Origin of the sequence: Actinokineospora sp. (genome assembly GCF_052390155.1) — a bacterium.
Lineage (GTDB): Bacteria > Actinomycetota > Actinomycetes > Mycobacteriales > Pseudonocardiaceae > Actinokineospora.
The window spans coordinates 1-21,948 of record NZ_JBQTHF010000110.1; the positions used below are offsets into that span (position 1 = coordinate 1).

Below are 21,948 nucleotides of genomic sequence, written 5' to 3' on the forward strand. Positions count from 1 at the left end.
CACGCGGCGATCGAGAACGACATGCGAGTGTCCTGGTTCACCCTGGAAACCCTGACCGCCGCGGTCGACAAAGCCAAGGTCGACGGGTCGGTAGCCCGCACGATCTCCCGGATCTGCGGCTGCGACCTGATCGTGATCGACGACATCGGGATGCTGCCCGCCGGGCAGGAGGCCGCCGAGGCGTTCTACCGGATCATCGACGCCGCCTACGAACGCCGCTCGATCGCGGTGACCAGCAACATCCACCCCAGCGACTTCGATTCGATCATGCCGAAAACACTGGCCACAGCCACCGTCGACCGGCTACTGCACCACGCCCACCTGATCACCACGAAAGGCGAGAGCCACCGCCTCGCCGAAGCCATCGCCGGCAAGGGAGTGGTCGCCTTGAACTAGCAGCCATCCGGAGAACTGCTGTCCATCAACCCGGAGAAATACTGTCCACCAGCCCGGAGACCAACTGTCCGCCCGCCCGGAGTTCCCAATGACCGTTGACAAGATGGTCACCACCGCCATCGAGACCGCGGTGACCGCCCGCGGCGGCCGGTGCCGTGGCACCGTCCTGCATTCCGACCGCGGCGGCGAGTACACGGCCAATCTGACCGCACAGGCATGTGTGCGGCACGGGCTGCGCCGGTCGATGGGCGCGACCGGGATCTGCTGGGACAACAGCCCCGCCGAGTCGTTCTGGTCGACGTTCCTCAGGCCGGCCCCGCCCCGCGCTCGCCGGGTCACACGACCCGGACTGCTTGTCAGATGGGTGGACACGTACACAACATCTCCGGTCCTGCCCTCTCGATCAGGGACCCCGCACTCACTCGGCGGTGTCTCACACCATTCTGACCAAGAGGGGCCGGGGTGCACGGCGCTTGCCTCCGGCAGGGCGCCGACCTCGCGTAGCGGGGCACGGTGCTGCCGGTAGGGCTTGCCGTTGACGGTGCCCGACGTCGGCCGGTCCAGTCCCATGATCATGCGCCGGCGCCGTTCGGCCGAGGAACCCGGTGACGGTCCCCGGGCGCGATCGTGAAGCTGAGGGAGTGCACGGCGGTGGTGTCGCCGTAGCGCTTGGTGAGTTCGCGTGCCTCGATCATGACCGGGACCGTTCTGGGGGACGGGGTGGGACGGAGTGCTCAACAGCGAACCCTGAGACAGGTGACCGTGCCCGCCGGTGGCGCGAGCGAAGGATGGTCGGGCGCGGGGCGGGCAGTCACGCCTGCTGCGGCGTGCGGAGTGGCTCGCTGTCGAGGCCGGCTGCCAGGGTCGCCGATGATGCGGTGCGGCGTGGCCAGGTCCAGGCGGAGCGCAGGATGAAGGCCAGGAGCAGCACCTCAAGTCCGATGGAGAGGCCGTAGAAGTAGAAGTAGGTCCAAGACTCCCCTGCCGCGTTGTACATCGAGACGGGGATGTAGAGCGTTGCTACGACGAGGTTGATGGTGCGGTTGACACGGGCGGGCAGTGTCGCGGAGAGCAGGATCATGAGGATCGGGATGGCCATGAGCGTGAGCGAAATGGCGACAAAGGTTGGACCGATGTCGAACTCGTGGACGATGCCGGCCAGGATGTTGTCGATGAAGCCGGGCTTGTACAGGGCGAGGTAGTCGACGTAGATGTAGAGGAACATGAAGCTGGTCCATGCTGCCGCGAGCTTGGCCTGCACGGGCATGCGCAGATCTTCCAGCGTGCTCTGGGACGGCGGATTCTCTAATGCGGTGTGGGATTGAGGCGTTCTCATCACGATGCTCCCTGGCTTGATTGGGTGGGTGCTTCCACCTTCACGGATGCCTGCGGCGGGCACATCAGCCGCGGAGCCTGATTCGACCTGGCCGTTGGCACAGCCAGGCTGTTGTGCTTTCGGCGGATACACCGAGCACGCGGGCCGCCTAGGCTGATCAGATGGCCACCAACGCACTCCGCTCGCTGTGGGCCGAACCTCGACCCACGAATGCCCCGGAGCGGAGGCCGGGTGACTGGGCCTTGGTCGCAGTACTGATCTGCTGGTCCCTGGTGGAAGTGGTGCTTCGCCAGAACCTGGCGCCACGCCCGCTGCTGCTACTCGCGGTGCTCGCGGTCCTCGGCCCCCTGCTGTGGCGACGCACGCACCCGCTCGTCGCGGTTGCGGTCTCCTTCGGCACGTTGACGATCGTCGACATCGTCAGAATCCTCACCGGGTCGCAAGGCGCCCTGCTGTACAGCATCGGCGCGGCGCTGATCCTGGCCTACGCCCTGTTCCGGTGGGGCTCCGGTCGGGAAGCCGCAAGCGGCCTCGGCGTCATCCTGCTCTGGCTGCCCATCACCAACGTCGCCGACACCACCAGCCTGGCGGATTCTGTCGCGGCATACGCGTTCTTCCTGTTCGCCGCCGCGCTCGGCGCCGCGATCCGCTATCGCACGAAGATCCGCATCCGCGACATCGACCAAGCCAAGGCCCGCGAACGCGAGCAGCTCGCTCGTGAACTCCACGACACCGTCGCCCACCACGTCTCGGGCATCGCCATCCAGGCCCAAGCAGGACGTGCCATCGCGGCCTCCCACCCCGAGCGTGCCATCGAGGCCCTGGCCATCATCGAGGACGCAGCGACCCGCACCCTCACCGAGCTGCGCGCCATCGTCGGCGTGCTCCGCGCCACACAGGACACCGAGTTCGCGCCGCAGCCCGGCGTGGCCGAGGTCGAGCAGCTCGCCACCGATGGCCGGACGCGTCCCTGCGTCGAGGTGACGCTGTTCGGCGAGTTCGACGACCTCAGCCCGGCAGTCGGGGCCGCGATCTACCGCCTAGCCCAGGAGTCCATCACCAACGCTCGACGGCACGCTCGCCACGCGACCCAGGTCACCGTCGCCGTCACAGGCGACGCCGACCAGGTACGGCTGACCATCGACGACGACGGCTCCGCCGCAGGCGGCCGCGCCCCAGCAGGCTACGGCCTGGTGGGCATGCGGGAACGCGCCGCACTGCTCGGCGGCACCTTCCACGCAGGCCCCGCCGCCGAGCGGGGCTGGCGGGTAGAGGCGGTCCTGCCCCGAACCGGGACGCCACGATGAGCATCAGGGTCCTCATCGCCGACGACCAGCCCATCGTGCGCACCGGGCTGACCATGCTGCTCGACGCCCAACCCGACATCGAAGTGGTCGGCGCGGCCGCCGACGGGCGCGAGGCAGTCCGCCTGTCGCTCCAGCTGCGCCCCGATGTCGGCCTGTTCGACATCCGAATGCCGCTGATGGACGGCATCGAAGCCACCCGACGCCTCGCAGGCCCCGACGTCACCGACCCCCTGCCGATCGTGATCATCACCACCTTCGACCTCGACGAGTATGTCCACGGGGCGCTCAAAGCAGGCGCCCGCGGGTTCCTGCTCAAGGACGCCGGACCCGCCCTGCTGACCCAGGCCATCCACGCCGCCGCCGACGGAGACGCACTGATCGCACCCAGCGTGACTGTCCGACTGCTCGCAGCGTTCGCCCACGCACAGACCTCACCACCGAGGCAGCCGATGGAACCGCTCACCGCCCGCGAGGAGGAAGTCCTCGTGCCTGTAGCCCAGGGCCGCACCAACAATGAGATCGCCGGCGAGCTCTACATCACCCCAAGCACCGTCAAAGCCCACCTCGCCAGCCTCATGCGAAAGCTCGGCGCCCGAAACCGCGTCGAGGTCGCCATGTGGGCCCACGAGACCGGCCGCATCTGACGCCGCAATGGGCTCCCGCCGCCGTTTGCCGCACCCCTCACAGCGTCACAAGGCGGTTCGGCGGGGACCAGCGCGAGTTCGGCCTCCCGATCGGCTTGCGCGTCGTTGATCCCCTTGACGATCGCCGCTGGATCGACTCCGGCCGCGATCCCGGCAGTGTGGCGCTTGATCCGTGTTCGGCGGGTGCCAGGCGTTGGTACATACTGATGCAAAAATTGCTCGGATACCGTCAGCAAGACTCCACGCGATGTCGCTTGATCCGAGTTCTTCACCTCGACAACCCGACGGCAAACTCCGCCTGTTACCGTCAGCCTGTCGCGCAGATGCGCGCGACTGTGGCTTCACTCAGATCGGTGGTGACTCAGATGACCGCAGGCTCAGAAGTGTTCGTGACGCGCGCCCGCTTGTGTGCGGACTTTGTCGCGCTGGGCATTCGGCCAGGCGACGTGGTGATGGCGCATGGCGCACTCAGCCGAGTGGGCCGGATGCTGAACGGGCCGGACGCGGTTATCGGCGCTCTCATCGATGCGGCGGCGCCGGGTGGCACAGTTGTCGCCTACACGGACTGGGATGCCCGCTATGACGTACTGCTCCACGATGGCCGGGTGCCGGAGCGATGGCGCGAGCACATCCCTCCGTTCGACCCGGCCACGTCGAGGTCCGCACGGGACAACGGAGTGCTACCCGAGTTCGTGCGCACGTGGCCCGGCGCCCTGCGGAGCGGGAATCCGGGGGCGTCGGTGGCCGCCGTCGGCGACCGGGCCGCGTGGATGACCGGCGATCATCCGATCGACTACGGCTACGGTCCGGGCTCGCCATTGGCGCGACTGGTCGAGGCACGCGGCAAGGTCGTGATGATCGGCGCGCCCTTTGACAGCATGACGCTGCTGCACCACGCCGAACACCTCGCCGACATCCCTGACAAGCGGGTGATCGGGTACGAGGCTCCACTGGCGACTCCGCGCGGAACCGAGTGGCGGATGGTTGAGGAGTTCGACACGTCCAGTCCGGTTGTCGCATGCCTTGACGGACTCGATGCGGACCCGTTCGCGATGATCGTGGCGGAGTTCATCGCGTCAGGCGGGGGCGTGACCGGTCCCGTTGGCGAGGCCCCGAGTCTGTTGGTGCCTGCGGCGGAGATCGTGGAGTTCGCGGTGAGTTGGCTGGAGTCGCGCGCGCGATGACGGTAACCGTGGCGTGTTAACGTCATTGAATGGTCGTTGACTACTACCCCGTCCTGGGTGAGAACCTGGCGGTGGATCTCGCGAACTCCTGGTATGTCATGGACGGCGAGGGTTTCGACTTCCTGGGGACGCCGGAGCTGGTTGCCGGGTGGTGGGACGAGGTCAGGCAGATGGCCGCGGTGCAGGCGATGACGGCTCTGTCCGGCGCGGACCACCGCAGGCTGGTGGCGCTGCGCGACGCCGTGCGCGCGATCTTGCTCTCCGTGCTCGACGGTGGTCGCGCCGGAGAGGACGCCCTCGCCGTCGTCACCGCGTGCGTGACGCGGTCCCCGGTACGCAGGACACTGGCGGCGCCGGGCCGGTCCGCGCCGGTCGTCACCGTCATCCCGGGCGAGGGGGCGGCCGGGATTCTCGGCCTGCTGGCTGACGCGTGCGTCCAGTTGTTCGCCGGGCCCGAGGTTCCCGTGATCCGTCGGTGCGAGGGACCGGGCTGCCCGATGCTGTTCGTACGCCATCACGCGCGCCGCCGCCACTGCCATTCGTCGTGCGCCCATCGGGGTCGTCAGGCGCGGTACTACCGGCGGCAGTTGAGCGTCCGCCACGACGAGGCGCGCTGACGGTGTGGGCATCGCAGCGGCCGCTGGCAGGCATGACTCGTAGTCGACCGTGGGCTCTGGTGGCGCGCGGCGCTGCTGGTCGCGGTAACGGCGGTGGCGGTTTCCGGCGCCGACATGCTCGATCTGACCGTCGTGGTTCCCGCGCTGGGGTGGTGCGCGGGTTTGGCCCGGTCGCGCCGAAGGGATGCCGTGGCCGGGCTGCTCTTGGTGGCCTTGGCGGGTTGGCGTTGTTGATGGAGATGCTTCCGTTGAGCCCGCAGGCAACCGCGGAGGCACCGGTGCTGGTCGCGTTCATCTCCAGGGCAGTGGTGGAGCCCGCGCTCGCCGGTTCCCTGCGCGAAGGGGGTTCCGGTCTGCGTGAGTTCGTCGCGGAGACCATCCGCCGCACTGGTGGGGATCTCGACCCGACGCGGGAAGCCGTCACGTTGCTCGCTGTAGTCGACGGCTTGATGACGCAGATGCTCGTCGGCTACACCGATGCCCGCACCGCTGTCACCACGCTCGACTATCACTTGGACCGGATCTTCGGCTGCCCCCGGCGAGTTGATCCGCGCCGCGTCACGCCCTTCTTTGGCCCGTCTACGACGGCGGCCGGGTTTGCGCCAGTGGCATCACGCCACGTTTGGCGTATCCGGGGCTGGACCTCCAACTCGCCAAACAGGGGCCTCAAAGCTGGTCAAGACCGCTTCACCTGATGTCGTTGGCACTGAAGGTGGGCAGATCGGTCACGACTGCGTTCAGTGCGGGCAGCAGTACGGCGCCGACTGTGGTGTATGGGGCGAGTCGAGCCGACTTCGTGAGGGCGGCGGTGAAGTCGGGCAGGGTCGGGTGGAGATGTCGTTGGCACAGAATGGATACCGCTGATGCCGCGGGTGCCCTCGTCGTGCTGGGCAGGCGCTCATCGCCGACGATCTGGGTCAGGGTGACGACTGCGGCGAGTTGTACGGCGATGTGGTCGTCGGAAAGAAACTTGAACGGCGACAGGATCTCGACTCGCAGGTCGCGTGCGGACAGGAACTCGGTGAACCGGCGCTCCGAATCGCCGCGCAGGAGTCGGCCCGCGCCGTAGGCGGACGGGTAGGGCGGACATTCGGGACGGGGACCCACGAACAGCCTGCAGAACTCGACGGCGAGTTCGGTGATGCCTGCCTGCTCGTCGAGTCCGGCGATGTCCGCGCCCAGCAGGGGTGGTGAGTCGGCGTCGGTCGAGTCGAGCAGTCTTCGGTAGAGGACTGCGTCGATCTCGGCGGCGAGAATGCGCGAGCACAAGGAAAGCAAGCCCGCGCTGGCGTGTGTTTCGGGACGGTGGTCGCTCACGGGGTCAGCCTGCGGATGCGGACGATGGTGTCGTTGAAGGACTGGTGGCCCGTGGTCGGGTCCGGGTAGATCGGGATCAGGTCGTTCTGCGGGACACTCAGCGCGCCCGCCCACCACACGTCGGGCTGGGCGCTGGTCTCGCCGTGTCCCGGCAGGCGGACGGTGTCGGCGCCGTTGGTGGGTATCGGACCGCCGCGCGAGCGGCCGTTGTTGTGCGCGATGGCGACCACTCGGGGGTGGATGCCCTCGGTCACCTGGATTCGGGTGCGCAGGCTGCCGAGTCGAGACCCGTCGCCTCGGGGTACCAGGCGGTCGTTCGGGCGGTAGCTCACCAGTTCCACCCAGTCGCCGTGCACAAGGCCCAACCGGGCGGCGGTGGCGCTGTTGAGCCACGCCGGGTTGCTGTGCGCGATCTCCTGCAACCAAGGTGACTGGCCGGTGCGGTGTGCATTGTGGACATTGTACTTGAAGCTGATCATGATGAACTCGTCGTCGGCCAGGTCGCGCTGGTGGTCGGGTATGGGTTCGTAGATCGGCATCGGGTCGATCAGCACGTCGGCCGATTTTCCCTGCTGTTCGACGAATCCACTGTGGATCTCCACCTTCCGCGAGGGTGTGAGAAACCCGCGTACCGCTGCCCCGCCCACCACGATCCCGACCGGTTTCGGCTTGCCCGACTTGGCATCGGTGCCCTGGTAGATGATCCCCGTCGCCGGGTCGGTGACGCTGTCGTGAAGATCCTTCTCGGTCAGCGGGCGCCGATGCGGCTCGTAGTTCGGCTTCTTCGCCGGGTCCATCCAGACGCCGTGCTCGCGCATGTGTTGGAAACCGCCCGGTACGTTCGCGAAGTACTCCTCGAAGTATTCCTCGACGGTGGCCCACGGGAAGAAGGTCTCCATCCCGCCGCCGATGCGTCGGGCGAGTTCGGGAAAGATCTCTCGGAGGTCCTTGGACTCACCGAGGGGAGCCACCACCGGTTGCCGGAGGCCCACGTAGTCCACGAGGCCCTGCGGTGGGCGCGAGTCGATGTCCCAGCGTTCGAGGTATGTGGTCCACGGTAGGACGATGTCGGCGAGGTCCGCGGTCTCGGAGTGCATCACGTCGATGCACACGTGGAACGGGACCAACTCCTCGTCGGCAAGCACCTCGCGCACAAGGTTGGCCTCGGGCCAGGACCACGCCTGGTCGCAGTTGTAGGTCATCAGGGCGGCGACCCGCTGCCTGCCTTCCTTGATCCAGCTATAGACGATCTCGCCGACCTTCATCTGATAACCGGCCCAGGCGTTCGCCAGGGGCCACTGCTTGGCCTCGGCGATGACGCTCCGCCGGGTCGGTTTCGGTGGCACGGGCTCGGGTTCGGGCAGGAGTTTCTTGTCCCAAGAGGACACTGGGTGCCAGCACCAGCCGCCAGGTCTGCCCAGGTTCCCGACGAGCGCGTTGAGCGCGCTGATGGCGCGGTCGTTGTAGTAGCCGTTGCGGTGGGCCTGCGAACCGCGGTTGCAGATGGTGGTGCAGCGCGGTGCCGCAGCCGCGAACTCCCGCGCGACGCGGCGGATGTGTTCGGCCGGGACACCGCTTTCCCGTTCGGCCCACTCCGGCGTGTACTTCGCCACGTGCGCGGCGTAGGCATCGGCGGACACGTTGCACCAGGTGTCGAACCAGGCTTTGTCCCACAGTTCTTCACTGCAGATCACCTGGGACATGGCGAGCGCGATCAGCCCGTCGGTTCCAGGCTTGACGCAGAACCACTCGTCGGACAGCGCGGCCGTGTTCGACAGCCGGGCATCGAAGGTGACGGTCTTGGCGCCGTTGTTCTTGCGGGCGCGCATCATCCGGATCGCGACCGGGATGTGTCCCTGGTGCGCCTCGGCCCAGTTGCAGCCGAAGTTGAGGATGTAGTCGCTGTGCTCGTAGTCGCCGAGATCCCAGTCGGTCTCGCCGATCATCGTGAGCACCGCGGCACGACGGTTCGCCGAGCACAGCGCGCGGTGGTTGAAGACCGAGGGTGTCCCGAAGGCGTTGAGGAATCGGCTGACGATGTCGGTCGACCTGTTGCGGCCCTGCTGGAACGCGAACTCCTCCGGCCGTCCGCTCGCGCGAATGGTCGTGAGCCGGTCCGCGATCTCGGTGTACGCCTCCTCCCAGGAGATCCGGCGCCAGCGACCCTCGCCCCGCTTCCCGACCCGGCGCATGGGATAGAGCAGCCGGTTCGGGTCGTAGAGGATCGAGGGACCCGCGACTCCCTTGGCGCACAGCGATCCCTGGCTGTTGGGGTCCTCGGGGTTGCCCGCGATCGTGCGCAGCCGTCCCGCAGCGACGGTCGCGGTGATTCCGCACGCGGTGGTGCACATCTGGCACATGGACCTGATGTGCCGCACGCCTGCCGTTTCGTCCACCGGCAGCAGGCCGAGGTCGAGGGTCGTCGCGGACCGGTGCGCTACGTCGATCACCCCGAGCCCGGCCACCGCGGTCGCGGCGATCGCGCCGAACCGCAGCAGGTCGCGGCGAGTGAGGGTCCAGGTTTCGAGACCGGGATCGTCCTGTCCAGCCATGGCCGTGTCTCACCCTCCAGCGGCGAACAACAGGTAGCGGCAGGCGCAGGCGCCCACCAGGATCGCGGTCGCGCAGCCGATGTGCGGCCCGCGACCGGTCCGCGCGATGGCCAACCCGCCCGCGGGCACCACGACTCCGACGCCGACGCTCAGGCCCCACCACAGCGTCGCCCCGGACGCCGTCGCGAAGGTCGCGATGACGGCGGGGTCGAGGCGCGGGTCGCCGACCAGCGCGACCACCTGGAAGGCCAGCACCACCGCGTGGACACCGAGCAGCACCAGGGCAGGCATACGCAATGAGCCCGCTTGCTCGCGGACGCGGAGCAAGCTGTCGATGGCGAGGTGGGCCGCGACGCCCATGAGCACCGAGGTCACCAAGTACACGAGAGCGGCACCGCTGGTCGCCGACAGCGGGGACAGCCACGTTCGGGACAGCACGGCCGCGGGGTAGACGGCCAGCGCGAGGCTGACCGCGGCCAACATCCACGTGACGGTGCCGACGACCATCGACGTGCGTCGGTCCGCCGGTATGCGGGCGAGGCCGCCCGGGCCCCGCGCCCGGTGGCGCAAGTAGAGGTCCAGCACCAGGAGAAGGATCTTCACGGCGATGAGCTTGGCGCCGACGGCGATGGGCGAACCCAGATTCCCGAACTGCGTGAGCATCAGGAAGGAGCGCTCCGGCCTGCCGAGATCGACCACGAGCACGACGCTGACGAGCAGCAGGGCCACCAGCGCCACGACGCGGGCCGCCTGGTCCGTGCGGCTCGCCACGTGTGGCCATCGGACCGTTCGCCAGCAGGAGACCAAGGTCAGTCCGCTGGGTAGTCCGATGAGGACGAAGTAGAGCGCGATCAGCGGCCCCCAGGGTGTTGCGGGCATGGCTCAGCGCTCCCCCGCCAGGTCCGTCCCCCGGTCGACCTGCACCCCGTCGACCTCGATCAGCGGGAGCGCGTGCCGCGGGTCGACGTAGTGCACCTTGGGCGCGGTGCCCGCGCTCGGCTTCCACACGCTGGTGTCCTCGGTGGCGATCCGTTGCGCGATATCGCTTTCCGCGTCGTCGAGATCGCCGAAGATCCGGCAGTCGGTCGGGCAGGCGTCAACGCAGGCGGGCTGGAGCCCTTGGGAGGTCCGGTGTTCGCAGAAGGTGCACTTCTGCGCCACCTTCCGCACCGGGTCCTCGTAGATGGCGTCGTAGGGACAGGCCGCCATGCAGAACCGGTTGAGGTTGCAGTCGCCCTCGTCGATGGTGACCTCGCCGTTGGGGAGCCGGACGATCGCGTCGGTCGGGCAGGCGTTCAGGCAGGGCGCGTCCTCGCACTGGTTGCACAGCACCGGAATGAAGTGTCGTGTCGCGTGTGGATAGACGCCTTCCTCGACATACTTGACGGTGTCGCGAAAAACGCCCAACGGCACGTCGAACTCGGCCTTGCACGCGACCGAACACGCGTGGCACCCGATGCATTGGCTCAGGTCGATCAGCATTCCCCAGCGCGGCATTCTGTGCTCCGTCCCGTAGCGTGATCACTGTCCTGTTTGGTCGCCCATTTCTTCGGCCAGGCGCAGGGCTTCCTCGATGAGGGTTTCCACGATCTGGTGTTCGGGGACGGTCTTGACGACCTCGCCCCGGACGAAGATCTGCCCCTTCCCATTGCCGCTGGCGACGCCGAGGTCGGCTTCGCGGGCCTCGCCGGGGCCGTTGACCACGCAACCCATGACGGCGACGCGCAGGGGGACCTCCATGCCCTCCAGGCCCGCGGTGACCTCGTCGGCCAGCTTGTAGACGTCCACCTGGGCGCGGCCACAGGAGGGACAGGAGACGATCTCCAGTTTGCGCGGGCGCAGGTTGAGCGACTGCAGAATCTGCGCACCCACCTTGACTTCCTCCACCGGCGGGGCCGAGAGCGACACCCGGATCGTGTCACCGATTCCCTGCCGCAACAAGGCGCCGAAAGCGACAGCGGACTTGACGGTGCCCTGGAACGCGGGACCCGCCTCCGTGACACCCAGGTGCAGCGGATAATCACACTGCTCGGCCAACAATTCGTACGCGCGAATCATCACGACCGGATCGTTGTGCTTGACCGAGATCTTGACGTCGTGGAAATCATGCTCGGCGAACAGCGACGCCTCCCACAAAGCCGACTCGGCCAGCGCCTCGGCAGTCGCCTTGCCGTACTTCGCCAACAACCGAGGATCCAGCGAACCCGCGTTCACCCCGATCCGAATCGGCGTCCCGTGATCCTTCGCGGCCCGCGCGATCTCCTTGACCTGGTCGTCGAACTTGCGGATGTTGCCCGGATTCACCCGCACCGCCGCACACCCCGCCTCGATCGCCGCGAAGACGTACCTCGGCTGAAAGTGGATGTCCGCGATCACCGGGATCTGCGACTTGCGGGCGATCGCCGCCAACGCCTCCGCGTCGTCCTGGGTCGGACAGGCGACGCGGACGATGTCACAGCCCGCCGCGGTCAACTCCGCGATCTGCTGCAACGTCGCGTTCACATCCGCCGTCACCGTCGTCGTCATCGACTGGACCGAGATCGGGTGTTCGCTGCCGACGCCGACCGACCCCACCTGGAGCTGCCGGGTCTTGCGGCGCTCGGACAGCACCGTCGGCGGCAACGTCGGCATCCCGAGCGAGGTCAACGGCACGAGCTGCTCCCTGTCCTGGACATCTCAACCGACCAGCCTGGTCACGGCGTCGAGCACGCGGCCCGCGCCGTCCTCCGCCTCGACCTGCCGGGCGACCTCGAACGCCCGCTCCCGATAGCCGGTCTCGGTCACCGCGCTCTGGATCGCGTTGGCGAGGGCGTCGGCGGTCAAGGTGCAGAACGGTATGGGCGCGGGCCCCACACCGAGGTCCGCGGTGCGCGACGCCCAGAACGGCTGGTCGATGGTGACCGGCACGGTGACCATCGGAACCCCCGACCGGAGCGCCGCGCCGGTGGTACCCGCCCCGGCGTGGTGGACGATCGCGCGCATCCGCGGGAACAGCCAGTCGTGCGGCGTCGGGCCGATGGTCATCAGGTCGTCGCCGGACACCGACAGGTCCGACCACCCGGACTGGATGACGCCGCGGACACCCGCCAGCCGCAATGCCCGCGCGGCGAGCGCGCTGACCTGGCGCGCGTCGTCGGTGGCCATGCTGCCCAACCCGACGAACACCGGCGCGGTGTCCGAGTGGATGAAGTCGATCAGTTCGTTCGGCGGCTGCCAGTCGCGCGGCCTGCACGGCCACCAGTAGCCGACAACCTCCATCCCCTGGCGCCAGTCCGGCGGCCGGGGAAAGATCACCGGACTGAACCCGTGGTGCACCGGCCACTGCCGGGTCCGTTGACGACGTCGCACCGCTCGTAGGCCCGCCGGGCCGAGCCCGAGGTTGGCGCGCAGCCTCCGCACGGCGTTCTTGTAGGCGGCGTAGGTGATGCGCAGACCGGCTTCGCCCGCGACCCGGTTGCCGAGCGACCCCATGGATCTCGCGCCCGCCATCGTGGGCGGAAATGCCGCGGTCGGCTCGGTCGGGCCCCAGTACACCCCCATGCTCGGCAGGCCCCGCGCTTCGGCCAGGTGGTAGGCGAGCGGCGAGGCGGTGCCGGACAGCAACAGGATGTCGGCGTCGTCGGGAACGGCCTCGGCGAGCCCGTCCGCGACCGAGTCCATCATCGCCGCGACATCGTGGACCACGTTGCGCACGCGCCGGACCTGGTGGCGCAGCGCCCGAACGGAGTACTGCGTGCGTTCCCAGGTCTGGAAGTCGCCGGAGGAGACCAGTTCGCGCGGATCACCGGGGATCGCGTCGAAGTCGAGACCGCACTGGCCGACGAAGTCGCCGAACACCTTGTGCGTCACGATGGTGACGTCGATCCCCGCGTCGCGCAGCCTGGTGCCGATTCCGGTGTACGGGGACACGTCGCCTTGCGTGCCGGTGGTGACGATGACCGCGCGCACGGTCGGCTACCGGCTGCCCGGTTCGCCGCTCGCACACCGCTGCCAGTGGGCGAGGGCGCGCAGCGCGTACGCGTGCGCGATGAGGTCATCGCTGTAGTAGAGGGTGTCGTAGTAGAGTCCCACGCCCTGCGGGCGCCAGGTGCCCTCGGCGTTCTGGGCATCCACCAGCCAGCGCACGGCGCGCAGGATTCGCTCGTCAGTCGGTGACTGGCCGGACCGCAGCAGGGCGAAGAGCGCCCAGGCGGTCTCTTCCGCGGTGCCGCCGTCCGGCGGGCCTTCCACGGCCTTGCCCGGCCATGCGCCGTCTGGCCGCTGGGTGTCCAGGAGCCACCGGGCGGCTCGCACCGCGACGTGGTTGTCGGCGTTGTCCAGTTCGGCATAGGTTTCGAGAACCTTGGCGGTGCCGTGGGTGTTGTCCCGGAACCACAGCGACGAGAACGATCCGTCGGCACTCTGGGTCGTCTCGAAGTACCGCAGCGCGCGGCCCAGCCCGGAGCGGTCCGCCACGCCGAGCCGGTGGTAGGCCATCGCGACGTGCGCCGTGACGCCGGGGCAGGGTCCGTCGTGGATCATGGTCGAGTCGCGCACCCATTCCGACCACGACCCGTCCCGGTTCTGCATGCCCGCCAGCCAGCGCAGGCCCAGGGCCAGGGCGCTGTCCTCGCGGGACAGGCCGAGTTCGGCCAGCGCGGTGAGGACGACGGCGGTGTCCTCCGACTCGGGCCACCCGGACGGGGCGGCCCAGGACCAGCCGCCCGCGGGCATCTTCAGCGGGGCGAACCCGGCCGACTGGGTCGAGAGCAGCCACTGCCGCGTGCGGTCGAGCCGTGAGTCGGCGGCGAGGTCGCCGTGGCATTCCTTGAGCGCCAGGACGCTGTAGCTGGTGACGGCGATTTCCAGGTCGCGGTCGATCGGCCAGGAGCCGTCCGGCCGCATGGTGGACAGGAGGAAGTCCAAACAGCCGCGCTGGATGTCGGCGCCGACCTCCGGGCCCGCGATCCGCAGGCCGCTGAACACCAGCGCGCACATCAGCGCGCACTCCTCGATGCCGCCGTTGGGCCCCATGACCGACCGCAGCCAGCGCAACGCCTTGGGTTCGGCCAGGCGCTGCGCGACGCGCTTGAGTCGACCGGACGGCAGCACCCGCCGCTGCCCGATCCCCAGCCCGAGTACACCCGGCAGCACGATCGACGCGCGGTTGCGCAGACCCGCGGGCAGGAGCATGACCTCCATTGGCTGCGAGGGCTGGATGTGGACTTCGCGCAGCCCCTCCATCGCCCAGACGATCGCGACGATCTCCCGCCACGTCCGGGGACCGCCGTCGCTCAGGTCCGGGGAGATGACCGATTCGCCGCCGTGCGCGTCGATGTAGGCCATCCCCCGAGCGACGCAGTCGGCGAATCCGGTCGGGTCGATCACCTTGAAGGCGGCCACGGCGAAGGCGGTGATGTGCTCGTCGCTGGGCGGGTCGGCGTCGACCAGGCTCCAGCCGCCGTCGGCCCGCTGGTTGTCGCGCAGCCATTCCAGGCCCGTCGCCAACCGGTCCGCGTGCGCCACCCGGTCGGCTCTGGCCAGTGCGAGCAGGCCGATGGCGGTGGAGATGGTGGACGACGACATCCGGTCGGTCCACCCGCCGTCCGGCCGCTGGCGGTCGAACAGGTAGTCCTTGGCCCTGGCGACCGAATCGGCGACGGTCGGCAGGAGATCGTCGGTGTGCACGGTGGTCCTCCAGGTTCACGGGTGGGGCTGGGCCGCCGCCGCCTTGTGGGCCGCGTGGCGGGCCCGCCACCGCCTGCTCGGCTCGTAGCTGCCGCGCATGAGGAACAGCGACGACAGGAAGGTCGCCGCCACGAAGGGCACCAGGATCGCCAGTCCCAGCCAGATTCCGCCCGCGCCCGCGACGAACGCGCTGCCCAGCACCAGGCGTTCGATCACCAGCACCTCGTGCGACTTCAGGCCGACGACGCGGGGAATCGGCTGGGTCGACCGGGTCAGCATCAGCACCGAGACCAGTGTCATGGCCACCGCGACCGCCAGCAGCGCCGCGTACCCTGCCGCGTCGAAGCCGGGTGCCGTCCAGGCGAACGTGAACCAGATCGCGGCCAGCACCCACAGCAGGTGCAAGCCGACCATCAGCCGCAGCGAGGCCCGCTCACCGTGGCGCACCGGGAAGGTGCGGTATCCGCCCTCGCGGTCGCCCTGCTGGTCGCAGAGCGCGCCGATCACGTTGGACGCGGCGTCGTGCAGCGCGAAGACGAGCGCGACCGCGACCAGTGTCCATGCTGGACTGTCGCTTGTGGACAGGGCGCCGACGGCGAACGCGCACGCCGTGATCAGCCCCCGGGAGATGTTGCCCCAAATCCCGCGGGCCTTGAGGAGCTTGCTGTATGCGACGCCGAGCGAGAGCGCCAGCACGACCATGACGAAGCTCAGCGGGTTGAGCAGCACCGCGATGACCATGCCGAGCAGCACCCAGGCGATCATCCCGGCCAATGCCTCGCCGGGCCGCATCCGCCCAGACGGCAGTGGGCGCTGCGATTTAGTGATCTTGTCGAGTTCGCGGTCGAAGTAGTCGCCGCCGTACATCGCGGCGAACCAGCCGCAGGTCGGCGCGGCCCACGCGCCGAGCAACTGCCAGAACGTCCAGTCGTCGGCGGCGAGCACCGCGCCCGCCACACTCACCAGACCGGAGTAGAAGACCAGGTCGGGCCTGCCCACCTCCAGGTGGGTGAGCAGGCGCTGCCGCGGGGTCAGCCGCGGGCCGCCAGGGCGTACCGGCGTACTGGTCATGGATCGAGGCCCTCTCTCTAGCGCGGGGGCGACCGGGAATCCGGCCACATCGCGACGCGGGTCCTGGGGGACGCTCCGGCGAGCCGTGATCGAGCAAACCACATACTCGACCCAAGTTCCACAGAACTTGGGATAATTCGAGTAAGTCGATGACAACTCCGGTCCGCTGTGCTTTCATCACCATCAGCAACCTGGGGAGGGTCACATGCGAGCGTCGACTCCTAACGCCGATCTGCTGGCGTCCTGGGTCCTGGACGGCGCCGAGCGAGCCCTGCACCTGGTCTCCCACCTCACCGACGACGAACTGGTCGGCCCCCTGCTCCCGACGATCAACCCGCTGCTCTGGGAACTCGGCCACCTCGCGTGGTTCCAGGAGAAATTCGTCCTGGAGCGGGCGGCGGGGCAGCCGCCGATCCTGCCTTTCGGCGACGCCGTCTACGACTCCGGCGCCATCCCGCACGACACCCGCTGGCGGCTGGCCCTGCCCTCGCGCGCGGACACCGTCGACTATGTCCGCACGGTGGCCGAGCGGGTCGCGGCGCAGGTCCGCTCGGCCGACGCCACCGACGTGCTGCGCCACTTCGCCCGCTACACCGTGCACCACTACGACACCCACACCGAGGCACTCACCTACACCCTGCAGGCACTCGGCCATGCCCTGCCCGCGTTGCCGGGGCTCACCGCCGGACCGGCTCCGACCACGACGGCCGAGGACCGGGCGGGCGGCGACGTCCAGTTCGCGGGCGGACGCTTCCTGCTGGGCGGACAGCTCGCCGATTCGTTCGTCTACGACAACGAGAAGTGGGCGCACCCGGTCGAGGTGGAGCCGTTCGCGCTGGCCAGGTTCGCGGTGACGCAGGCCGAGTTCGCCGAGTTCGTCGACGCGGGCGGCTACGCCGATCCGCGGCTGTGGTCCGACGGCGGGGCGTGGCTCGCCGCGACCGGGGCCACCGCGCCGCTGTACTGGCGACGGGAACCCGACGGCGGGTGGCAGCGCAGACACTTCGACACCTGGCTGGCCCTGGAGCCCGCGCTGCCGGTGCACCACGTCTGCTGGTGGGAGGCGGACGCGTTCTGCCGCTGGGCGGGGCGGCGGCTGCCGACCGAGGTGGAGTGGGAGTTCGCCGCGACCGGCGGCAAGCACCCGCGCGAGACCTACCCCTGGGGCGCGGACCCACCCGAGGCCGAGCACGCCGCCACCGACTGGCGCCACGGCGGCCCGGTCGAAGTCCACGGGTGCGCGCGCGGCGACAGCCCAGACGGTGTGCGCCAACTGATCGGCAACGTGTGGGAGTGGACGAGCAGCGAGTTCCGCGGCTACCCGAACTTCGAGCGCGACGCCTACCACGAGAACTCGGAACAGTTCTTCGGCAGCCGCAAAGTGCTGCGCGGCGGCGCGTGGGCGACCAGGGGCCGCTACCTGCGGTCCACATTGCGCAACTACTTCACCGAGGACCGGCGCGACGTCCTCGCGGGCCTGCGCACCTGCCCGGTCGGCCGATGATCCTGATCGTCAGCCCGGCGCCGCCGCAGGCGTTGCTGGGCAACGGGGTCACCACCCGGCGATGGGCCGAGATCCTCACCGGACTCGGTCACGAGGTGACCACCGACAGCGCGTATCGCGGCGGCGCCCACACCGCCCTGGTCGCGCTGCACGCCCGCAAGAGCGCGGACTCCGTGCTCCGGTTCCGAGCCGAGCACCCTCGTGCGCCGATCGTGCTCGCGCTGACCGGCACCGACCTGTACCCGAGCCTCGCCGCCAATGACGTGGACCCGGCGGTCCTGGCCGCCGCCGACCGGCTGATCGTCTTGCAGCACAAGGGTTTGGATCAGCTCGACGGCCCGCTGCGCGCTCGCGCCCGAGTGGTGGTCCAGTCCGTGCCCGACATCGCCCCGGAACCGGCCATGGACGACCGGTTCGAGGTGTGCGTGCTGGCCCACCTCCGGCCGGTCAAGGACCCGCTGCGCGCCGCCGCGGCGGCGCGTCTGCTGCCGACCGATTCCCGCCTCCGCGTCACCCACGCGGGCGCCGGACTCGACGCCGAGCTGACCACCCTCGCGCGGGCGGAGTCCAGCGACAACCCGCGCTACACCTGGATCGGCCCGGTGCCGCGCAAGCAGGCGTTGTACCTGTTGGCGCGCAGCAAGATCCTCGTGCTGAGTTCACACCACGAGGGCGGGGCCAACGTGGTGTCGGAGGCGCTGGCGGCGGGTGTCCCCGTGGTCTGCTCGGCGATCCCCGGATCGACCGGGCTGCTCGGCGACCGCCATCCCGGGTACTACCCGGCGGGTGACACCGCCGCGCTCGCCGAGTTGCTCTCGGCGGCGGAGACCAATCGCGGCGGCTACTACGACGACCTGCGCCGCCACTGCGCCGAACTGCGCCACCTGGTGAGTCCGAGCCACGAGATCGACTCCTGGGCGGGTCTGCTCGACGAAATGTCCGTGACCTCGACCTGAGAAGAGGACCTTCGTGTTACGCACCGTTCGCCGAGCCGCCGTCCTGCTGCTGCCCGCCCTGGCTCTGGTCGCGTGCGGAACCGCCCCGGGCGATGTCCGCGGCGACGCCGGAGACCGCGTCCTGAGCATCAGCGCGATTCCCGACCAGGACCCGGAGAAACTGCAACGGCTCTACGGCACGGTGTCGGAGTACCTGTCCGACGAGCTGGGGGTCAAGGTCCGCTACGTGCCGGTCACCGACTACACGGCGTCGGTGGTCGCGTTCGAACGCGGCGACCTGGATCTGGTGTTCTTCGGCGGACTGACCGGGGTGCAGGCCCGCGACCGGGTCCCGGGCGCGCTGCCCATCGCCCAGCGCGACATCGACGCGAAGTTCCGCAGTGTCTTCATCGCCAACACCACGTCCGGGATCGAACCCATCGCCGACGTCGCGGGCCTGAAGTCCCTGGCGGGCCAGTCCTTCACCTTCGGCAGCGACTCCTCGACGTCCGGGCGCCTGATGCCGCAGCACTTCCTGGCCCAGGCCGGGGTGAGCGTGGACGACTTCGCGGGGAAGGCGGGGTTCTCCGGTTCGCACGACACCACCGCCAAACTCGTCGAGGCGGGCACCTACCGGGCCGGGGTGCTCAACGCCGCGGTGTGGGACGACCGGGTCAAGTCCGGGAAAATCGACGGCACCAAGGTCCGCGAGGTGTTTCGGACGCCGACCTACCACGACTACCACTGGCTCATCCGGCCCGATGTGGACGCCGAGTTCGGGGCGGGCTTCACCCAGCGGGTGAGCGACACGCTGCTCGGCATGAGCGCGGCCGACGAGCGCGCGCGGGTCATCCTGGACCTGTTCCAGGCCAAGCAGTTCGTCGCGACCAAACCGGCGAACTACGATCAGATCGAGGTCGTCGCCCGCGCATCCGGCCTGCTGCGGTAGCGGCCGTGTCCGGGGATGTCGTCTTCAGCCTGCGAGACGCGGGGGTCGCGTTCGACGGCGGCCACGCGCTGCGCGGCATCGACCTCGACGTGCGGCAGGGCGAACGGATAGCCGTGATCGGGCCCAGCGGGGCAGGCAAGAGCACGCTCATCGGGCTGCTCAACGGGACGGTGATCGCCACAACCGGCTCGGTGCTGGCCCTCGGCCGCGACTACACCTGCGCCTCGACGCGCGAGATCCGCCGGGTGCAACGCCGAATCGGCACCATCTACCAGCAGTTCGACCTCGTCGGCCAGCTCCGCGCGGTGCACAACGTCAACGCGGGCAGGCTGGGCTGCTGGCCGTTCTGGCGGGCGGCGCTGTCACTGGCGTTCCCGCGCGACACCCACCAGGTCCGCGAAGCCCTGGCGCGAGTGGGCATCGCCGACAAGTTCGACACCCGCACCGCGGACCTGTCCGGCGGCGAGCAGCAGCGGGTCGCGATCGCCAGGGTGCTCGTGCAGCGGCCTGCCGCAATCCTTGCCGACGAACCCGTGGCCAGCCTGGATCCCGCGCGGGGCAGGGAAATCATCGAACTGCTGCACGACGTCAGCGTGGAGGCCGGGACGACGCTGCTGGCCAGCCTGCACGACGTGGGGATGGCGGTGGACCGATTCGAGCGGGTGGTCGGGCTACGCGCGGGCCGGATCGTGTTCGACGAGCCACCGGGAAACCTGGCCCGGCACACGATCGATGCCCTCTACGAACTTGAGAACCGGTGTGGGAGCGGACCGTGACCCAGACCCTGCCCGCCACCGGTTCGACTCGGCGGGCACCCGGGCGGCAACCGCCGCCGCGCTCCCGCGACCGCCGCGCGCGCACGCGCCGCTGGTGGTTGCTGGCCGCGCTGCTCGCCACGCTGGCCTCGCTCGCGGCAGCGGGCGTCGGACCGGCCGACCTCGTCAAGCCCAGTGGCGGCGGGCTGGTCGGCGAGTTCTTCGCCGCCGCGATCAACCCGCGGATCGACGCGGAGTTCCTGCGGCTCACCGCCACCGCGGCGGTGACCACGCTGAGCTACGCGGTGCTCGGAACCGCGCTGAGCCTGGTGATCGGTCTCGTCGGCGGCATCCTCGGCGCGGAGATCTGGTGGACGTGCCGAACGCGGCGGCGGGCGCGGTCGAACACCGCCTGGTTGGTCGCGCGGGCGGTCCTGGTGGTCCCGCGCGGCATCCACGAGGTGGTCTGGGGACTGTTCTTCCTGGTGGTGTTCGGGATCGACCCGATGGTCGCGGTGCTGGCCATCGGCATCCCGTTCGGCGCCGTCACCGCGAAGGTGTTCTCGGAGATCCTGGACGAGACCTCCCGCGGTCCGTTCTGCGCGATGATCGCCGCCGGGGCGCCACGCCGGTCGGCGGTGATCTACGGCCTGCTCCCGCCCGCGCTGTCCGACCTGCTCTCCTACGGGTTCTACCGGTTCGAGTGCGCCATCCGCAGCGCGACCATCCTCGGCCTCGTCGGCGCGGGCGGCCTCGGGTTCCAGCTCGCGCTGAGCTTCCAGTCGCTGCGGTACGACGAGATCTGGACCCTGCTGTACGCGCTGATCCTGCTCAGCGCGGGCGCGGACTTCTGGAGTTCGCGGGTGCGCGCCCGCCGGGCGGGCGCGACACGATCCGTCCGCGGCCACGACCGGGTGCTGCTCGCCTCCGTGCTCGCCGCGGTCGCGCTGATCCCGGTGTCGATGTGGTGGGTCGGGCTGGAGGCCGCGGTGCTGTGGTCCGACCGGACGTGGCAGCTCGCGGTCGACCTGCTGGCCCAGCTCTGGCCGCCGACGACCGGCGTCAGCGGGTTCGGCGAGTTGGTGGAGCTGAGCGCGGTCACGCTCGCGATGTCCGTGCTCGCGATCGTCGTGGCGTTCGGCGGTGGGGTGCTGCTCGCGTTCCCGGCGGCGAACATGTCCCGCATGGGCAGGCGGGGCACCGGGAGCCGGGCGAGCCGGGCCGGGCGGGTGGCCACGCTGGTCCTGAGCCGGGGGGTCCTCATCGTGCTGCGCGCGATCCCGCCCCCGGTGTGGGCGCTGCTGTTCCTGTTCGTGCTGTACCCCGGCATCCTGCCCGGCGCGCTCGCGCTCGGCGTCTACACCATGGGTGTCCTCGGCAGGCTGATGGCCGAGGCGGCGGAGAACCTGGACGGCAGGCCGCTGCGCGCGCTGCGCGCCCAGGGCGCGTCGGAGCCGCAGGTGTTCTGTTACGGGGTCATTCCGTCGGCGTGCGCGAAGTTCGTCGCCTACGGGCTGTACCGGTGGGAGGTGACCATCCGGGAGACCGTGGTCGTTGGCGTCGTCGGCGCGGGCGGCCTCGGTCTGCTGCTGGACCAGCAGCTCGCCACCTTCGACTACGGGGCGACGGTGGCGACGCTGCTGGCCATGATCGTGCTCACGCTGGTCGTGGACGTCATCAGCGCGCTGGTTCGGCGCTCCCTGCGCTGATCGGA

Annotated in this window: 21 protein-coding genes; 11 read left to right on the plus strand and 10 right to left on the minus strand. The window is 69.5% G+C overall.

All coding sequences use genetic code 11. The annotated features are described in order from the left end of the window. The coding region (locus ACT4N7_RS27555) for an ATP-binding protein (protein ID WP_444831785.1) at positions 1-396 on the plus strand (396 nt) is incomplete at its 5' end. A 572-nt stretch (positions 397-968) separates the two neighbouring features. Here the strand turns inward: ACT4N7_RS27555 and ACT4N7_RS27560 are convergent. Then, the gene (locus tag ACT4N7_RS27560) at positions 969-1,091 is read right to left on the minus strand and encodes a hypothetical protein (RefSeq protein WP_444831786.1); all 123 of its coding nucleotides are present in this window, start codon (positions 1,089-1,091) and stop codon (positions 969-971) included. Positions 1,092-1,207: 116 nt separating this feature from the next. Further along, positions 1,208-1,663 carry a DUF6326 family protein gene (locus ACT4N7_RS27565; protein ID WP_444831787.1) on the minus strand — a complete coding sequence of 152 codons (456 nt, stop codon included), beginning with the start codon at positions 1,661-1,663 and terminating at the stop codon, positions 1,208-1,210. Positions 1,664-1,893: 230 nt separating this feature from the next. Between ACT4N7_RS27565 and ACT4N7_RS27570 the strand changes: the two genes are divergently transcribed. The 5 genes from ACT4N7_RS27570 to ACT4N7_RS27590 all read left to right on the plus strand — a co-directional run bounded on the left by ACT4N7_RS27570 (position 1,894) and on the right by ACT4N7_RS27590 (position 6,179). After that, a complete protein-coding gene (locus tag ACT4N7_RS27570) occupies positions 1,894-3,039 on the plus strand; it encodes a sensor histidine kinase (protein WP_444831788.1) in 1,146 nt (381 codons plus the stop codon). After that, positions 3,036-3,683 (plus strand): response regulator, encoded by a 648-nt coding sequence (locus ACT4N7_RS27575; protein ID WP_444831789.1) that lies wholly within the window; start codon positions 3,036-3,038, stop codon positions 3,681-3,683. Before ACT4N7_RS27570 ends, ACT4N7_RS27575 begins: the two co-directional genes overlap by 4 nt. A gap of 323 nt (positions 3,684-4,006) precedes the next feature. Then, complete coding sequence (gene aac(3) / locus ACT4N7_RS27580; RefSeq protein ID WP_444831790.1) at positions 4,007-4,867, plus strand: aminoglycoside 3-N-acetyltransferase; 861 nt, start codon at positions 4,007-4,009, stop codon at positions 4,865-4,867. A 29-nt stretch (positions 4,868-4,896) separates the two neighbouring features. Further along, positions 4,897-5,484 (plus strand): CGNR zinc finger domain-containing protein, encoded by a 588-nt coding sequence (locus ACT4N7_RS27585; RefSeq protein WP_444831791.1) that lies wholly within the window; start codon positions 4,897-4,899, stop codon positions 5,482-5,484. A 233-nt stretch (positions 5,485-5,717) separates the two neighbouring features. Next, positions 5,718-6,179 (plus strand): TetR family transcriptional regulator C-terminal domain-containing protein, encoded by a 462-nt coding sequence (locus ACT4N7_RS27590; RefSeq protein WP_444831809.1) that lies wholly within the window; start codon positions 5,718-5,720, stop codon positions 6,177-6,179. Here ACT4N7_RS27590 and ACT4N7_RS27595 read toward each other — a convergent pair. The 8 genes from ACT4N7_RS27595 to ACT4N7_RS27630 are packed head-to-tail and all read right to left on the minus strand — an operon-like array spanning position 6,172 to position 16,091. Next, positions 6,172-6,801, minus strand: a complete 630-nt coding sequence (locus ACT4N7_RS27595; RefSeq protein ID WP_444831792.1) for a TorD/DmsD family molecular chaperone — start codon at positions 6,799-6,801, stop codon at positions 6,172-6,174. The two genes, ACT4N7_RS27590 and ACT4N7_RS27595, sit on opposite strands and share 8 nt — an antisense overlap. After that, positions 6,798-9,353 (minus strand): molybdopterin-containing oxidoreductase family protein, encoded by a 2,556-nt coding sequence (locus ACT4N7_RS27600; protein ID WP_444831793.1) that lies wholly within the window; start codon positions 9,351-9,353, stop codon positions 6,798-6,800. Before ACT4N7_RS27600 ends, ACT4N7_RS27595 begins: the two co-directional genes overlap by 4 nt. Before the next feature lie 9 nt (positions 9,354-9,362). Then, on the minus strand, positions 9,363-10,232 hold the full coding sequence (nrfD, locus tag ACT4N7_RS27605) for an NrfD/PsrC family molybdoenzyme membrane anchor subunit (RefSeq protein ID WP_444831794.1): 870 nt from the start codon (positions 10,230-10,232) through the stop codon (positions 9,363-9,365). A gap of 3 nt (positions 10,233-10,235) precedes the next feature. Next, positions 10,236-10,850 carry a 4Fe-4S dicluster domain-containing protein gene (locus ACT4N7_RS27610; RefSeq protein ID WP_444831795.1) on the minus strand — a complete coding sequence of 205 codons (615 nt, stop codon included), beginning with the start codon at positions 10,848-10,850 and terminating at the stop codon, positions 10,236-10,238. A gap of 24 nt (positions 10,851-10,874) precedes the next feature. Further along, positions 10,875-11,984 carry a flavodoxin-dependent (E)-4-hydroxy-3-methylbut-2-enyl-diphosphate synthase gene (gene ispG / locus ACT4N7_RS27615; RefSeq protein WP_444831810.1) on the minus strand — a complete coding sequence of 370 codons (1,110 nt, stop codon included), beginning with the start codon at positions 11,982-11,984 and terminating at the stop codon, positions 10,875-10,877. A 45-nt stretch (positions 11,985-12,029) separates the two neighbouring features. Continuing rightward, positions 12,030-13,301, minus strand: a complete 1,272-nt coding sequence (locus tag ACT4N7_RS27620) for a glycosyltransferase (protein ID WP_444831796.1) — start codon at positions 13,299-13,301, stop codon at positions 12,030-12,032. A 6-nt stretch (positions 13,302-13,307) separates the two neighbouring features. Continuing rightward, positions 13,308-15,020, minus strand: coding sequence for a hypothetical protein (locus ACT4N7_RS27625; protein WP_444831797.1), 1,713 nt, complete (start codon positions 15,018-15,020; stop codon positions 13,308-13,310). Positions 15,021-15,035: 15 nt separating this feature from the next. After that, positions 15,036-16,091, minus strand: coding sequence for a UbiA family prenyltransferase (locus ACT4N7_RS27630; RefSeq protein ID WP_444831798.1), 1,056 nt, complete (start codon positions 16,089-16,091; stop codon positions 15,036-15,038). A 205-nt stretch (positions 16,092-16,296) separates the two neighbouring features. Here ACT4N7_RS27630 and senA point away from each other — a divergent pair, with 205 nt between their 5' ends. The 5 genes from senA to ACT4N7_RS27655 are packed head-to-tail and all read left to right on the plus strand — an operon-like array spanning position 16,297 to position 21,943. Further along, positions 16,297-17,595: a selenoneine synthase SenA gene (gene senA, locus ACT4N7_RS27635; RefSeq protein WP_444831799.1), complete on the plus strand. Its 1,299-nt coding sequence runs from the start codon at positions 16,297-16,299 to the stop codon at positions 17,593-17,595. Then, entirely contained in the window at positions 17,592-18,551 is a 960-nt protein-coding gene (gene senB / locus ACT4N7_RS27640; RefSeq protein ID WP_444831800.1) for a selenoneine biosynthesis selenosugar synthase SenB, read from the plus strand. The genes senA and senB overlap by 4 nt, the downstream gene beginning before the upstream one ends. Before the next feature lie 13 nt (positions 18,552-18,564). Then, positions 18,565-19,479, plus strand: a complete 915-nt coding sequence (locus ACT4N7_RS27645; protein WP_444831801.1) for a putative selenate ABC transporter substrate-binding protein — start codon at positions 18,565-18,567, stop codon at positions 19,477-19,479. A gap of 5 nt (positions 19,480-19,484) precedes the next feature. Further along, a complete protein-coding gene (locus ACT4N7_RS27650) occupies positions 19,485-20,255 on the plus strand; it encodes a phosphonate ABC transporter ATP-binding protein (RefSeq protein WP_444831802.1) in 771 nt (256 codons plus the stop codon). Further along, positions 20,252-21,943, plus strand: a complete 1,692-nt coding sequence (locus ACT4N7_RS27655) for a PhnE/PtxC family ABC transporter permease (RefSeq protein WP_444831803.1) — start codon at positions 20,252-20,254, stop codon at positions 21,941-21,943. Before ACT4N7_RS27650 ends, ACT4N7_RS27655 begins: the two co-directional genes overlap by 4 nt. The last annotated feature ends 5 nt before the right edge of the window (positions 21,944-21,948 follow it).